This window comes from Aurantimonas marina, from assembly GCF_017183135.1.
Classification (GTDB): domain Bacteria; phylum Pseudomonadota; class Alphaproteobacteria; order Rhizobiales; family Rhizobiaceae; genus Aurantimonas; species Aurantimonas marina.
In genome coordinates this window covers 1-14,166 of sequence record NZ_JADDXW010000011.1, presented here as the reverse complement: position 1 = coordinate 14,166, position 14,166 = coordinate 1, and the positions used below count along the sequence as shown (strand labels likewise).

The window sequence follows — 14,166 nt, the reverse complement described above, 5'->3', positions numbered from 1 at the left end:
GGTGGTTTGGCTTCCGTAGGCCACGCATGACAAGCTGAACGAAGTCGGTCGGCAAGATGGTGACGGAACGAAATCGATGGGCTATCGTTGTTGGTGGGGACGACAGGTCCAGTGAGAGGTTGAAGATGTTCAAGAAATATTCGATTGCCGCGATTGCAGCGGTTACCATCTTGGTCGCCGGTTGTACGACGGAAGACCGCTATACGGCTGGCGGCGCGGCGCTCGGCGGCCTTGGTGGCGCGGCCATCGGAGCGGGGGTGACAGGCGATGCGAAAGGCGCGCTGATCGGCGGCGCCATTGGCGCTGGCACCGGTGCGGTAGTCGGCAACGTCATCGGTCGTTCGAAGGAGCGTCCGGGCTATTGCCGCTATTCCGACGGCAACATCTATCGCTGCCCGGCCGGTTACTGAGCGAGCGCGACGGCGATTTTCATCATAAGAGAGCTGCCGGGGTTGCCTCGGCAGCTTTTTTGTAGCCACATCCGGGAAATAGGCCTCGCCGCGGCGCGATTTGCGTCCGATGCATGAACCCGGCTGCCAATATGACTCTATGCACTGCGCATCCGGTTCGGCGCCGGAAGGTGGGATGGGGAAGCTGCGGGTGAAGGAAAGACGTTCGCTGGCGCCCCATGACCGTCGAAAGACCGGCGCTCTCCTTGCGGCCCTAGTCGGGGCGGCGGTGTTGTCCGGTTGCACCGGCGGCGCCTTGCCCCCCGTGTTTGGTGCGGTTTTCGGTCTCTTCGGGGCCGAGGTTGCGCCGTTCCGGGTCGGGCGAATTCCGGAGACCGTCGTCACACCCGACGATCGCGTCCTCGGCCTGGCGGCCAACAATCCGGGCCAGTGCATTTATCTGAGCGGGCAGAGCAATCGCCGGTTCCGAGCAGCCTGCCCGGAGGGCTACAAGGTTTAAGACGCGAAGCGACCCGGTGAGGCCGCGTTCGCCCGTGCCCGAGGGCCCTCTCTCACGGGTGTCATTCCGGGCAGTGATCATGCCTTGTCGGCCGCCAGATCGACGAATGCGCTCCGGAGCCCGCCGGTAGCGACGGCATCGGCGCCAAACTCCAATCGATATAGTTCATCTCCTCGCAGAATTTCGAAACCGAGGCGGTCGAGCGTCGCGATCCGCCATCCATGTCCCTCATGGCCGGCGTCGATGGCGATACGGTCGATGGCGTCGCCATGGTCGGCGTTCATGTGGTTGCGTGCTTGCATGGCCGTCGCTTCGAGTTCATTAGCGGGGCTGTCGATGAATTCGGCGAGTCCGAGTTCGAAGGCGCGCCCAAAGCCGCCATTCAACGACGCGGACTGCGGCTGCAGCCGCACGAAGTGGAAATCGCCGAAGTCCGCGTAGAGGGCCGATTTCGGATGGCGTGCGAGGAACCGCTCCCGCAGCGCCGGCCGCTTCGGATCGTCCGCCGCAACGGCGCTTGCCCCCCCGAATACCGTCAAACGGGGATGGGTAAGGGGATCGCCTTTGCCGGTCGCCTCGACCAGCAGCGAGCAGCGGCAATCGGCCGCAAGGGCCCTGGCGTGAAGGGTGAGGTCGGACATCAACAACAACGGTCGACCGAGGAAGTCGGTCGCCACGAGGACCCGGCTGGCCGCCGGGTGGCCGTCGCCGGGGCGCAGCACCGCCAGGGCGCCGTGGCGAGCCGAGCGCAGCAGTGTCCGGGCGAGCCGCCTCGCGGCCGCGTCGACGGTTTGCAGCATGGCCGGTCTGTCGGCAGGGGGCTGGAATCTGCCCTTGGAGTTATCGTTGTTTTCGCTCATCCACCGAACCATAAACGGGATTGGGCGACCCTTGCATCACAGACGGGGCAATCCTGGCCAAAATTCACGTGGGACATTCCATCTGCCCCAAGGTGTGGCGGATCATTTTTGAATATCTGGTCAAAATTGCGCTTGCATGGTTTTGGCAAAACCTGTCCGATGTCGGCTTCCGGCGGGTCTTGCCCGCCTTGTGATCAGGGAGATGCCATCCATGAAACTGCTCACCCGGCTCGTTGCCGCGACTGCCTTGACGCTGGCGCTCGGTTCCGCCGCATCGGCCAAGACACTCGTCTACTGTTCGGAAGGATCGCCCGAGGGCTTCGACCCGGCGCTCTATACGGCGGGCACGACCTTCGATGCCGCGTCGCGAACCGTCTATAACCGTCTCGTCGAATTCAAGCATGGCTCGACCGAGACAGAGCCGGGGCTTGCCGAGTCCTGGGAGGTGTCGGACGACGGACTTGAATACACCTTCAAGCTACGCCCCGGCGTGAAGTTCCAGACCACGGAGTTCTTCACCCCGACGCGCAGCCTCAATGCCGACGACGTCGTCTTTTCCTTCGAGCGCCAGCTGAAATCCGACAATCCCTGGAATGCCTACGTGGCAGGAACGAGCTGGGAATATTCCGCAGGCATGGGCTTTCCCGAGCTGATCAAGTCGGTCGAAAAGGTCGACGATCTGACTGTTAAGTTCACCCTCAACCGCCCCGAAGCCCCGTTCCTGGCAGATCTGGCGATGGATTTCGCTTCGATCATGTCGAAGGAGTATGCCGACAAGCTCGAAGCTGACGGCCAGATGGAGATGCTGAACCAGCAACCTTACGGCACCGGCCCCTTCGCCTTCGTCGCCTACCAGCCCGACGCTGTCATCCGCTACAAGGCGCATGTCGATTACTGGGCCGGCAAGCAGCCGATCGACGACCTGATCTTCGCCATCACCACCGACGCCTCCGTGCGCGCGCAGAAGCTCATGGCGAACGAATGCCAGATCATGCCGTATCCCAACGCGGCCGATGTTGCTTCAATGCAGGGTAACGCCGATCTCAACGTTCTGGAGCAGGAAGGCCTGAACGTCGCCTACCTTGCCTACAACACCACGCAAGCGCCCTTCGACAAGGTCGAGGTCCGCAAGGCTCTGAATATGGCGATCAACAAGCAGGCGATCGTCGACGCCGTATTCCAAGGCGCCGCCACGGTTGCCAAGAATCCGATCCCCCCGACGATGTGGTCCTATAACGACGCGGTCGAGGACGACAAATACGACCCCGAAGCGTCGAAGAAGATGCTCCTGGATGCGGGGGTCGAGAATCTCTCCATGAAGCTTTGGGCGATGCCGGTCAGCCGACCTTACATGCTGAACGCTCGCCGCGCGGCGGAGCTGATGCAGGCTGACCTTCAGAAGGTCGGCGTCTCGGCCGAGATCGTCTCCTACGAGTGGGGGGAGTATCTCGAAAAGTCCAAGGTGAAGGACCGCGATGGCGCCGCGATGCTGGGCTGGACCGGCGACAACGGCGATCCGGATAATTTTCTCGACACGCTGCTGGGGTGTGATGCGGTGGGCGGCAACAATCGCGCGCAATGGTGCAACAAGGAGTTCGACGATCTTGTGACCAAGGCCAAGGAAGTCGCCGACCAGGCCGAGCGCGCCAAGCTGTACGAACAGGCGCAGGTGGTCTTCAAGCAGGAGGCGCCTTGGCTGACGATCGACCATTCGAAGGTCTTCATGCCGATGCGCAAATCGGTGAAGGACTTCGTTCAGGATCCTCTCGGATATCACCGCTTCGACGGCGTCGACATCGCCGAGTAGTCGTTTTTCCGGCTCGTCCAACGCGGGGCGGCCATGGCCGCCCCGCGTTGCGTTTTGGTAGCTCCCGCCAGATCACCAGCCTCCGGAATCCGCTACCCGGCGGCCGGAAAACATGCGACACATCGTTATGCTGCGTTTTCTTCTCTCTCGCGTCCTGGTGCTGATCCCCACCTTTATCGGCGTCTCCATCATCGCCTTTGCCTTCATTCGGCTGCTGCCGGGCGACCCCGTTGCGCTGATGTCGGGCGAGCGTGTGATGGCGCCGGAGCGGCATGCCGCCATCATGCACGAGCTCGGTTACGACCGGCCGTTGGTCGTGCAGTATTTCGACTATCTCCTGGGGTTGTTCCAGGGCGATTTCGGCACGTCGATCGTCACCAAGCGCGGCGTCGCAGGCGAGTTCTTCACTCTGTTCCCGGCGACGCTCGAACTAGCCTTCTGCGCCATCGTCATCGCCGTGTTGCTGGGGGTCCCGGCCGGCGTGATCGCCGCGGTCAAGCGGGGCTCATGGTTCGATCAGGCCGCGATGGGCGCGGCGCTGGTCGGCTATTCGATGCCGATTTTCTGGTGGGGCCTGCTTCTCATTATCCTGTTTTCGGGCGTCCTGCAGTGGACACCGGTGTCCGGCCGCATTTCGCTTTTGTACTACTTCCCGGCGGAAACCGGCTTCATGCTGATCGATTCGTTGCTGTCGGGCCAGAAAGGCGCGTTCACCTCGGCGCTGTCTCACCTTGTCCTGCCGTCGATCGTCCTGGCAACGATTCCGCTCGCCGTAATCGCCCGGCAGACCCGGTCGGCCATGCTGGAAGTGCTTGGCGAAGACTATGTGCGAACCGCTCGCGCCAAAGGCCTTTCGCGACTGAGGGTGGTCGGCGTCCATGCCCTTCGCAACGCGCTCATCCCTGTGGTGACGACGATCGGTCTGCAGGTCGGCGTCCTAATGGCCGGCGCCATTCTGACCGAAACGATCTTTTCCTGGCCCGGTATTGGCAAATGGATGGTCGATAGCGTCTTTCGTCGGGACTATCCGGTGGTGCAGGGCGGTCTCCTGCTGATTGCCGTGGTCATCATGGTCGTCAATCTGGGGGTGGACCTCACCTATGGCGTGATCAACCCCCGAGTCCGGGTACGGTAGGAGGCCGAAGATGAGCCACATCGAAGCCCAGGAAGCAGCTGAGGGCATCGGCAGCGACGTCCCGGACAGAGAGCCTGTAAAGAGCGTTCGCCGGCAGATGCTGGCCGAGTTCTGGTTCTATTTCTCAGCGAACAAAGGCGCCGTCGTCGGTCTCGCAGTGTTTGCCGTCATCGTTCTCATCGCGCTCGCCGCGCCACTCGTGGCGCCCCATTCGGCGGTCCTTCAGAATCGTGAGGCGCTGCTGCTGCCGCCCTTCTGGCAGGAGGGAGGAAGGCTGAGTTATTTTCTCGGCACCGACGCCGTCGGTCGCGACATTCTTTCCCGGCTGATCTTCGGTGCGCGCTATTCGCTGTTCATCGGTGTCGTCGTGGTCGTCATCGCCGTGTCGGCAGGCATCTCTGTCGGTCTGATCGCCGGCTATGCCGGCGGCTGGCTCGATACCGTCATCATGCGGGTGATGGACATCATCCTCGCATTTCCCTCGCTGTTGTTGGCGCTCGTCCTCGTCGCCGTGCTCGGGCCGGGCCTCACCAACGCAATGATCGCCATCGCCCTGGTCCTGCAGCCGCATTTCGTTCGGCTGACGCGGGCATCGGTGATGGCGGAAAAGCAGCGCGAATACGTCACCGCCGCGCGTGTCGTCGGCGCGAGCCCGTTGCGGCTGATGGTGGTGACCATCTTGCCGAATTGTCTGGGCCCGTTGATCGTCCAGGCGACGCTGTCCTTTTCCAACGCCATCCTCGATGCTGCCGCGCTCGGCTTTCTCGGTATGGGCGCCCAGCCGCCGACGCCCGAATGGGGCACGATGCTGGCCGAGGCGCGCGAGTTCATCCTCAGGGCATGGTGGGTGGTCACCCTGCCGGGGCTGGCGATCCTCATCACCGTGCTTGCCATCAATCTGGTGGGCGACGGCCTGCGCGACGCGCTCGACCCGAAGATGAAGCGGAGCTGATGGGTGGAAGCGCTGATCGGCCTTTTAGACGGAAGCCGCAATGAACGCGCGCTCGCGTCGCTCGAGACGTTCATTGCCCGATGCGGACTTGCGATCCCGGTTCGCAGCCGAGTCAGGTCAGACGAGAGGTCTGATCGGTCCGACCATGAGTCAATTCCTCCAAAAACTTCGCCTCCCACATATAGATGACCTTCGGACGTCGTAACAGCCCCATGCCCCTTCTCTCGCTCCGCAATCTTTCCGTCGTCTTCGATACGGCGTCCGGCCCGTTCAAGGCGGTCGACGGCGTCGATATCACGGTCGAACCGGGTGAGGTTCTCGGCATCGTCGGCGAGTCCGGCTCCGGGAAATCCGTCGCCATGCTCGGGCTGATGGGGCTGTTGCCGCCATCGGCCACCGTCACCGCCGACGAGATGGCTTTCGAGGGGCGCGACATGCGCGCCATGTCGGATCGCGAGCGGCGCAAGATCATCGGCGGCGACATCGCGATGATCTTTCAGGAGCCGGTGGCCAGCCTCAATCCTTGCTTCACGGTGGGTTACCAGATTCGCGAGGCCCTCAAGGCGCACACCGATCTCGACCGCAAGGCACGCCAGACCCGCGCGGTCGAGCTTCTTCAGCAGGTCGGCATGCCCGAGCCGGAGCGCCGGCTGACGGCCTTCCCGCATCAACTCTCCGGTGGCATGAGCCAGCGGGTGATGATCGCCATGGCGACGGCCTGCAGCCCGAAGCTTCTGATCGCCGACGAGCCGACGACGGCGCTCGACGTGACCATCCAGGCGCAGATCCTCGATCTCCTGGTCGATCTTCAGAAGCAGCACGGCATGGCGATGATCCTGATCACCCACGACATGGGGGTCATCGCCGAGACCGCCGAGCGGGTCGTGGTGCAATATGCCGGCCAGCAGGTCGAGCGCCAGCCGGTCGCGACGCTGTTCGACACGCCGCACCATCCCTATACGGCCGCTCTGCTCGCCGCGATCCCGGAACGCGCCACCGGCGCGCGCCTGCCGACCATTCCCGGCGTCGTCCCGGGGCAGGGGGATCGGCCGAACGGGTGTCTGTTCAATCCCCGCTGCCCGAAGGCCGACGACACCTGCCGCACAGTGGTGCCGCCGCGCCAGCCGCCGGCTTTGGGGGAAGCGCTCTGCCACTATCCCCTCAACGCGGGAGACGCCCGATGAACGCGATCGTCACCGCCAAGAATGTCAGTCAGGTCTACGAGGTGCGCCGCGGCCTGTTCCAGAAGCCGCTCGATCTCAAGGCGGTGAAGGACGCCAGCTTCGTCGTCGAGCAAGGCGAAACGCTGGCAATCGTCGGCGAATCCGGCTGCGGCAAGTCGACCCTCGCCCGCATGCTGACGATGATCGAGACGCCCTCGGAGGGCGAACTCGACGTTGATGGCGTGCGCGTCTCGGGCGATCACCCCGGCGACATCAAGAAGCTCCGCTCGACGGTCCAGATCGTCTTCCAGAACCCCTATGGCGCGCTCAACCCGCGCCAGAAGGTCGGGGCGATCATCGAGGAACCACTGAAGATCAACACCCAGCTTTCGCGCGCCGAGCGCCGCAAAAAGGCCGAGACGGCGCTGGCCGAGGTGGGTCTGCGCCCCGAGCACTACGATCGCTATCCGCATATGTTCTCGGGCGGTCAGCGCCAGCGCGTCGCGATCGCCCGCGCCATCATCCTGGAGCCGAAGATTCTGGTCCTCGACGAACCGGTGTCGGCCCTCGACGTGTCGATCCAGGCGCAGATCCTCAATCTCTTGGCCGATCTCCAGGATCGATTGAATCTCACCTATATCTTTATCAGCCACGATCTGTCGGTGGTCAGGCACGTCGCGGACCGGGTGATGGTGATGTATCTCGGTCGTCCGGTCGAAATCGCGCCGGTCGACGCGCTCTATGCGAACCCGCTGCACCCCTATACGCGGGCGCTCCTGTCGGCGACGCCGGCGACCGATCCGGGCAAGAAGACGCAGCGCATCCGGCTGACCGGAGAATTGCCGTCGCCCTTCTCGCCGCCGCCGGGCTGCGCATTCCACCCCCGCTGTCCCTATGCCAACGACCGTTGCCGCTCGGAACTGCCCGTCCTTGTCGAACACGGCCCGACCAAGGTCGCCTGTTTCGCGGTGGAGGAAGGCCGATTGCCGCCGGCCTGAACGTTGCCAGCCTCCTGGGCGGTTGAGAGGGGCATGAAAAACAAAGCCCCCGGCTCTCACCGGGGGCTTTCAATCGCTGTCGAGCCGGCAGGGCCGGTCTCCTCAGGCGCTCGGAAAAAGGGGGCAGTCCCTGTTCAGTGCAGGTCCACCTTCTTGCGGTATTCCTGGATCTGTGTCGTGCGCAAACCAGCCAGACCGTGCTGGTCGATGGACATCTGCCAGGAGAGGAATTCCTCCACCGTCAGCGTGTAGCGCGAACAGGCCTCGTCGAGGCTGAGAAGCCCGCCGCGAACCGCCGCGACGACCTCCGCCTTGCGGCGGATGACCCATCGTCGGGTATTTGTGGGCGGCAAGTCTGCAATCGTCAACGGGCTGCCGTCCGGGCCGATGACGTATTTCACGCGTGGTCTAACCTGATCGGTCATTGTACTCTCTACAAAACTCAAAGACCTAATCGAACCTCACCCTAGCGCCGCGCTTCTAAAAAAAGCGTCAAGCTTCCCGTAAGGTTTCGATAAGAGTTTGAGGGACTGACGATCGCCGGGCGCAACCCGGCTCCCGAGCACCCTCGCGGGTCCGTCCGACTTTCGCGGACCGTCTCGGCGAAAACCTTTGCGGGGCACGACTTGCGAGGCTCTTGCCGGGAGCCTACCTGTGCCGCAGTGCGATGCGTGTCAGGTCCCGAATGAGAGGGAGCGTCATTGCCGCATTATTTTGCTTTTCGGTGCCAGCCCGCTAGAAACGGACCTCCGCCGTCAGAACCGCCGAGACGCCGCAGGAGGCGCCGATGTTGAACAGCCTCGATCTTCCAAAGCCGCCCGCCGAGACGCGGGTGGTCGTCGCCATGTCGGGCGGCGTCGACTCGTCCGTCGTCGCGGCCATTCTGCATGAAGAGGGCTACGACGTCGTCGGCATTACCTTGCAGCTCTATGACGCGGGCGAGGGCGCCCGCCGCGCCGGTGCCTGTTGCGCCGGCCAGGACATTCACGACGCCCGCCGGGTCGCCGAGACGCTCGGCATCCATCATTACGTGCTCGACTACGAGGAGCGGTTCCGCGCGGCGGTGATCGATCCGTTCGCCGAAAGCTATCTGGCGGGCGAGACGCCAATCCCCTGCGTCGCCTGCAACCAGACCGTCAAGTTCCGCGATCTTCTCGCCACGGCGAAGGACTTGGGCGCCGACGCATTGGCGACCGGCCATTATATCGACAGCCGACCCAATGGCGGGCATCGCAGTCTCTATCGGCCGCTCGATCTCGATCGCGACCAGAGCTATTTTCTCTACGGGACGACGCAGGCCCAGCTCGGTTTTTTGCGCTTTCCGCTTGGCCGCCTGACCAAGCCCGAGACCCGCGCGCTCGCCGACAAGCATGGCCTCGCGATTGCCGCCAAGCCGGACAGCCAGGATATCTGCTTCGTCACCAAGGGCCGCTACAGCGACGTCATCCAGCGGCTGCGGCCCGACGCGGGCGAGGCCGGCGATATCGTCCATGTCGACGGACGGCTCCTCGGCCGGCACGCGGGCATCCTGCATTACACGATCGGTCAGCGGCGCGGCATCGGCGTCGCCGCCGGCGAGCCGCTTTATGTCGTGGCGCTCGAGCCCGCGACCGCGCGCGTCGTTGTCGGGCCGCGCGAGGCGCTGGCGACGCGCCGCCTGCGTCTGCGCGACGTCAACTGGCTCGGACGCGAGACGCCGGGCGCCCATGCTGCCTCAGGGCGCGAACTCTTCGTCAAGGTGCGCTCGACGCGCCCGCCGGCGTCGGCCCGGATCGTCGGCGACGACAGCGACTGGCAGGTCGAACTCACCGAAGGCGAGGATGGCGTGGCGCCGGGCCAGGCCTGTGTCTTTTATGCGGGCGAGGGGGCCGGCGCCGAGGTCCTTGGCGGCGGCGTCATCGCCGAGACGGTTCGGCCTGCGCCCGTAGCCGGCATGGCCGAAACCGTCGCGGCGGCCGGATAGGCTCGCCCGTCCGACGCCATCCGATCGGACGGCGTGATGGATCGGCTGGCCCAAGACGAGCGTCCTCAGGCCGCCAGGTTCGGCGACGAAAGCGGTGAGGCCAGCGACAGGATACGGACTGTTTCGACAGCTTCGCTGGCGCCGGTTTCCGGCTCGGTTCGGGTCATGACGCAGTCGAGGAAATGCCTGAGTTCGCGGTCGAGCGGCAGGCCCGGTTCGGTCGGAAGAAATTCGGCGGGTGCGTTATCGAAGTCGAATGTCGGGCCGGCGCGCCAGACCTTGTGGGCATAAAGGGCTAGTTTCTCGCCTTCGGGGGCCAGATCGTCGAAAGTCAGCATTCCCTCCGTCCCGATCACCGAGAATCGTCGGTCGCGATAGGGCGACACCCGCGAGACATGAATCTCGGCGCCGATTCCGCCGGGGAAATCCAGCATGATGTCGGCAATGTCGGTCTCGTCGCTGAGCACCGTGCGACGATGGCAAACGACCGAATCGGGATGTCCGTTGGCCAGATGCAGCACCAGCGACAGATCGTGCGGCGCCAGATCCCAGACCACGTCCATGCTCGGAAACCGCCCGAGACCCATCCGATTCGAGATCATCTGCCGCACCGTGCCGATCCGCCCTTCGGCGACGATGTCGCAAAGGCGCTGAAACACCGGGTGAAAGCGGATGACGTGCCCGACCATCAACAAGCGTCCAGTCGCGCGCGCCGCCGCGGCCGTCTTCTCCGCGTCGGCCGGATCGAGCGCGATCGGCTTTTCGATGAGGACATCCTTGCCGGCCGCGAAGGCGGCGCGGGCCATGGCGCCGTGGGCGGATGCCGGCAGCGCCAGCACCAGCGCGTCGATATCGGGCGCCGCGACCGCCGCCTCGGGAGACAGCGCCTTGACGCCGTAGCGTTCCGCGAAGGCCCCCGCGCGGTCGTCATGGCGATCGGCCACGCCTGCCAGTGCACCGATCTCGGCAAGGGTCCGGATGTGGTTCTGGCCCCATTGTCCGCAACCGACGACCGCAATTCGTGGGTACATGATGCGTTCTCTCCTGATGATGTCGGACCGGACCTAGCGAAGCGGCGGCCTCGCCGCAAGGATCGGCGCTGGATAGCAATGCTTGCGAGGTCTGTACGGTTGGGGGATAGAGGGGAGGGGTCGGTCCGACAATGTCCACCAGCGCGGGTGGGCTGCGGCAATCGCCATCGTTCGCGGCGGACCCCGGCGCGTTCCTTGCCGAGGGCGAGCAATCGCGGCGTGACGGCGGGTTGCGGCGATTTCAACTGGCGAGGGCCAAATCAGCCGCAGCAGACGCTTCTCCGACCATTGACAGCCATTGCCTGCGCCTCCTATATCCCCGCCGACCCGAAGTGGTCGTCTCGTAGAGAGATGGCGGAGTAGCTCAGCTGGTTAGAGCAGCGGAATCATAATCCGCGTGTCGGGGGTTCGAGTCCCTCCTCCGCTACCATCATTGCAGTGTTCGGTGGTTCGCCCGATTTGCGGTGAGGCAGGTTGAGAAGCTCTGCTAGAGCACCGTGGACGTTCAGGTCAAATTTCCCCCGTCCTTCTCCGCGCGGTATCACTTCGATGCTTGTGACGAGCGAACGAATGGCATTGAGCGCGTCCTGGCGGTCGTCTTCGTTGGAGTGCAGCGCCTCCTGCAACTCGGCGATCCTGCGGCGGTAAACCTCAATCGAGGCCGGATGCAGCTCCACGACATCGCTGGCATCCAAGATTGCGGCTAGATCGGCGGTAAGGCGCTCCTTCTCCGCCTCCATCTCGATCAGCCGGGTCTTCATGCCTGACGTTGCAGCACCATCGGCTATGGAATCGATGATGTTCGAGATTTGCCTATCGAGAATGCCTAGGTGTTTGTCGATCTGGTGCCGGTCCCGCCGCATCATGGCGTTCAGCCGCTTCCTCTCGGCATGATACTCAGCAAGGAATTCGGCAATCGCATCGGGGGCGAGCAGCCGTTGCTTGATGCCTTCAAGCACGCGACATTCGAGGTCGGGCACACGAACAGTTCGGTTGTTCGCGCAGGTTCTCCGTTCCCGATGCGCTGTGCAGGCGAGCTGATCCTGGGACTTGATGGTGTAGGTCGCGCCACAGCAACCGCACCGCACCAGACCGGAGAACATATGCTTCGGCCTTCTGCGCTTATGCAGCCGGGTTCCACCGTAGAGCTTCTTGCGTGCCTGGACGGCGTTCCATAGCTCGTCGCTGACGATGCGCAGGTGAGGCGCTTCCACCACCTGCCACTGCTCGGGCGGGTTCGGGCGGGAGATGCGCTTGCCGGTTTCCGGGTCCTTGACCATCTGAACGCGATTGAAGACCAGGAGTCCGATATAGGCCTCGTTGTAGAGTATGCCGCTGCGACGCTTGAGATTGCCGTTGATCGTGGAGGCTCCCCATTCTCGGCCGAAGGGAGAGGGAATGCCGTCGCGGTTAAGGCCAGCGGCGATGGTCCGGGCGGAACGCCCCGAGGCAAATTCCTGGAAGATGCGCTGGAGGATACCAGCCTGTTCTTCGTCCACTTCACGGAGGCCTCGGATCGGCTCCCCTCGCTCGTCGAGCTTCTTGACCACACGATATCCGTAGGACAGGCCCCCGGCGGAATATCCGCTGATGATGCGACCGGACTGGCCACGCCTGATTTTGGCAGCCATATCACGCAGGAAGAGAGCGTTCATCGTGCCTTTCAGGCCGACATGCAGTTCGTCCCCCGTTCCTTCTGACAGGGTAACGATGCGAATACCGGCGAAGCGAAGCCGCTTGAATAGTGCCGCAATGTCTTCCTGGTCACGGGACAGCCTGTCGAGGGCTTCGGCCAGAACCACGTCGAAGCGTGCATCCTGAGCATCCGTGAGAAGCGTCTTTATCCCTGGTCGAAGGATCATGCTGGCGCCGGAGATTGCGGCGTCGGTATAGCTTTCTACGATCTGCCAGCCTTCACGCTCCGCATGCTCGCGGCACAGTCGCAGTTGATCCTCTATCGAGGCTGCCCGCTGATTGTCGGAGGAATAGCGGGCGTAAAGGGCAGCGCGGGTCATCGCGGTCTCCGTTCAGTCAGTCCTTGATGGCATCCTCCGGCGCCGGCGGCACATCCGGTGCACGGTCAAGAAGTCTCGTCAGATCACCGCGTTTTGCCGTGCTAGCACGCGCTTTCAGGAAATCATCAGCCGTTTCCACGGCACCGATCTTCTGCGCCACGGCTGAGATAATCCACTGATTGAGCGACACGCCGTCCTCCATGGCAAGACGCACCGCCGTTTCTTTGAGCGATTGCGGCAATTGCAGCGGGTATTTGTAGCGTTGGGTCTGTGTCATGTGTTCAGTCTCCTGACGATCTCTCCCGGTGTCGCAATGGTCACGCCCAGCTTAAGCGCCGGGCGGAAATCCCTGACATTATGCGTCACGATAGCCTCGGCCTCTCCGTTCAGGGCAGCCTCAAGCACCATCTCATCCGCGGCATCAGCCAGCATGGGGCGCGTCCGAAACGAGATGTCGACGCCCGCGGACACGGCCGCGAGTGCGCTCATGACCGCCGCGACATCCTCCAGGCTTTGGCCCGTCGCCGCCCGGGTTTCCTCCCGGCTCAGCACCGCCTCATATTCCAGAAACAGCGCCGTAGAACAAAGCGGCGTCACCACACCCCGGTCAACGAACCGCAACAGCAGGTTGCTTGCCCCGTTGCGGCTGCGGAACGCCGCCACGATCACGTTGGTGTCCAGAACCAGCCTCATGGAAGGTAATTTATAGACATCCCATAAGATGTCAATTTTGCGTTCGCCACATCCGGTCATGCTATCCCGCAGCAACACGGGGCACAGCGTCATCCGTCATCGTCGCCTGCTTCGGGCGGCGAATTGTCATTGGCGGCGCGCATGGCTTTCTCGTAGTCCTCGCGCCCCATCCGCCTGCCGATCAGCCGAGCAATCGATAGTACCACCGTGTCCAGCCGCTCGAGAGCTTCGGTATCGCCCTCCGTATCCTGACCGGCCGGCGCGCGATTGTCGTTTGCCGGTCTCTCTCTACCGAAGCCCCGCTCGTCATCGGCCATCACCGGCCTCCTGCTCCGGCCTCCACGATACGGGATCTTCGATCCAGCGATCGATGTCGGACTCCCGCCATCCGGCGCCGTTGATGCTGATCCTGAGCTGCACGGGGAATGTCCCTTCGGCGATCTTGCGATAGATGGTGGAGCGAGACAGGCCCGTCCGGGAGAGAACGGTGTTCAGGCGGACGATACGGTCTGGTGCGGGCATGGATGCGATGCCTCCGGCTGGCGGTTTCTGACGGCTCTTTGTCCAGTCAGGACAGGCCCTTGCCGGGGCGCAAGAGGGTTCGGGGAATCGTCGCGGCGCCGGATGGAAACGGCGATAA

Annotated in this window: 16 protein-coding genes and 1 tRNA gene; 9 read left to right on the top strand and 8 right to left on the bottom strand. The window is 63.6% G+C overall.

What is annotated here, in order from left to right:
• Nucleotides 1-125: 125 nt before the first annotated feature.
• Together ING15_RS13070 and ING15_RS13065 are read left to right on the top strand one after the other, a co-directional pair.
• Entirely contained in the window at nucleotides 126-410 is a 285-nt protein-coding gene (locus tag ING15_RS13070; RefSeq protein WP_206455267.1) for a glycine zipper domain-containing protein, read from the top strand.
• A 175-nt stretch (nucleotides 411-585) separates the two neighbouring features.
• Complete coding sequence (locus ING15_RS13065; protein ID WP_206455266.1) at nucleotides 586-909, top strand: hypothetical protein; 324 nt, start codon at nucleotides 586-588, stop codon at nucleotides 907-909.
• Nucleotides 910-986: 77 nt separating this feature from the next.
• Here ING15_RS13065 and ING15_RS13060 read toward each other — a convergent pair whose 3' ends face one another.
• Nucleotides 987-1,769, bottom strand: coding sequence for a HugZ family pyridoxamine 5'-phosphate oxidase (locus ING15_RS13060; protein WP_232845754.1), 783 nt, complete (start codon nucleotides 1,767-1,769; stop codon nucleotides 987-989).
• Nucleotides 1,770-1,980: 211 nt separating this feature from the next.
• Here ING15_RS13060 and ING15_RS13055 point away from each other — a divergent pair, with 211 nt between their 5' ends.
• The 5 genes from ING15_RS13055 to ING15_RS13035 all read left to right on the top strand — a co-directional run bounded on the left by ING15_RS13055 (nucleotide 1,981) and on the right by ING15_RS13035 (nucleotide 7,824).
• Nucleotides 1,981-3,576, top strand: a complete 1,596-nt coding sequence (locus ING15_RS13055; protein WP_206455265.1) for an ABC transporter substrate-binding protein — start codon at nucleotides 1,981-1,983, stop codon at nucleotides 3,574-3,576.
• A gap of 127 nt (nucleotides 3,577-3,703) precedes the next feature.
• The gene (locus tag ING15_RS13050) at nucleotides 3,704-4,711 is read left to right on the top strand and encodes an ABC transporter permease subunit (protein WP_206455387.1); all 1,008 of its coding nucleotides are present in this window, start codon (nucleotides 3,704-3,706) and stop codon (nucleotides 4,709-4,711) included.
• Between the two features lie 10 nt (nucleotides 4,712-4,721).
• Nucleotides 4,722-5,663 (top strand): ABC transporter permease subunit, encoded by a 942-nt coding sequence (locus ING15_RS13045; RefSeq protein WP_206455264.1) that lies wholly within the window; start codon nucleotides 4,722-4,724, stop codon nucleotides 5,661-5,663.
• Between the two features lie 212 nt (nucleotides 5,664-5,875).
• Nucleotides 5,876-6,847 (top strand): ABC transporter ATP-binding protein, encoded by a 972-nt coding sequence (locus ING15_RS13040; RefSeq protein WP_206455263.1) that lies wholly within the window; start codon nucleotides 5,876-5,878, stop codon nucleotides 6,845-6,847.
• Entirely contained in the window at nucleotides 6,844-7,824 is a 981-nt protein-coding gene (locus tag ING15_RS13035) for an ABC transporter ATP-binding protein (RefSeq protein ID WP_206455262.1), read from the top strand. Before ING15_RS13040 ends, ING15_RS13035 begins: the two co-directional genes overlap by 4 nt.
• Before the next feature lie 134 nt (nucleotides 7,825-7,958).
• Here ING15_RS13035 and sciP read toward each other — a convergent pair whose 3' ends face one another.
• A complete protein-coding gene (sciP, locus tag ING15_RS13030) occupies nucleotides 7,959-8,249 on the bottom strand; it encodes a CtrA inhibitor SciP (RefSeq protein ID WP_206455261.1) in 291 nt (96 codons plus the stop codon).
• A 365-nt stretch (nucleotides 8,250-8,614) separates the two neighbouring features.
• Here sciP and mnmA point away from each other — a divergent pair, with 365 nt between their 5' ends.
• On the top strand, nucleotides 8,615-9,787 hold the full coding sequence (gene mnmA / locus ING15_RS13025) for a tRNA 2-thiouridine(34) synthase MnmA (protein WP_206455386.1): 1,173 nt from the start codon (nucleotides 8,615-8,617) through the stop codon (nucleotides 9,785-9,787).
• 65 nt (nucleotides 9,788-9,852) lie between these two features.
• Here mnmA and ING15_RS13020 read toward each other — a convergent pair whose 3' ends face one another.
• A complete protein-coding gene (locus tag ING15_RS13020; RefSeq protein WP_206455260.1) occupies nucleotides 9,853-10,818 on the bottom strand; it encodes a Gfo/Idh/MocA family protein in 966 nt (321 codons plus the stop codon).
• 353 nt (nucleotides 10,819-11,171) lie between these two features.
• On the opposite strand from ING15_RS13020, the gene ING15_RS13015 reads away from it, so the two are divergent.
• A tRNA-Met gene (locus tag ING15_RS13015) sits at nucleotides 11,172-11,248 on the top strand.
• Here ING15_RS13015 and ING15_RS13010 read toward each other — a convergent pair.
• Genes ING15_RS13010 through ING15_RS12990 form a run of 5 tightly spaced genes read right to left on the bottom strand, consistent with a single transcriptional unit; the run spans nucleotide 11,205 to nucleotide 14,048 of the window.
• Entirely contained in the window at nucleotides 11,205-12,833 is a 1,629-nt protein-coding gene (locus ING15_RS13010; RefSeq protein WP_206455385.1) for a recombinase family protein, read from the bottom strand. The two genes, ING15_RS13015 and ING15_RS13010, sit on opposite strands and share 44 nt — an antisense overlap.
• A 16-nt stretch (nucleotides 12,834-12,849) precedes the next feature.
• Nucleotides 12,850-13,110 (bottom strand): type II toxin-antitoxin system HicB family antitoxin, encoded by a 261-nt coding sequence (locus tag ING15_RS13005; protein ID WP_206455259.1) that lies wholly within the window; start codon nucleotides 13,108-13,110, stop codon nucleotides 12,850-12,852.
• Entirely contained in the window at nucleotides 13,107-13,619 is a 513-nt protein-coding gene (locus ING15_RS13000; RefSeq protein ID WP_232845753.1) for a putative toxin-antitoxin system toxin component, PIN family, read from the bottom strand. The genes ING15_RS13005 and ING15_RS13000 overlap by 4 nt, the downstream gene beginning before the upstream one ends.
• The gene (locus ING15_RS12995; protein WP_206455258.1) at nucleotides 13,616-13,843 is read right to left on the bottom strand and encodes a hypothetical protein; all 228 of its coding nucleotides are present in this window, start codon (nucleotides 13,841-13,843) and stop codon (nucleotides 13,616-13,618) included. Before ING15_RS12995 ends, ING15_RS13000 begins: the two co-directional genes overlap by 4 nt.
• Nucleotides 13,833-14,048, bottom strand: coding sequence for a helix-turn-helix transcriptional regulator (locus ING15_RS12990; protein WP_206455383.1), 216 nt, complete (start codon nucleotides 14,046-14,048; stop codon nucleotides 13,833-13,835). Before ING15_RS12990 ends, ING15_RS12995 begins: the two co-directional genes overlap by 11 nt.
• Nucleotides 14,049-14,166: the final 118 nt, after the last annotated feature.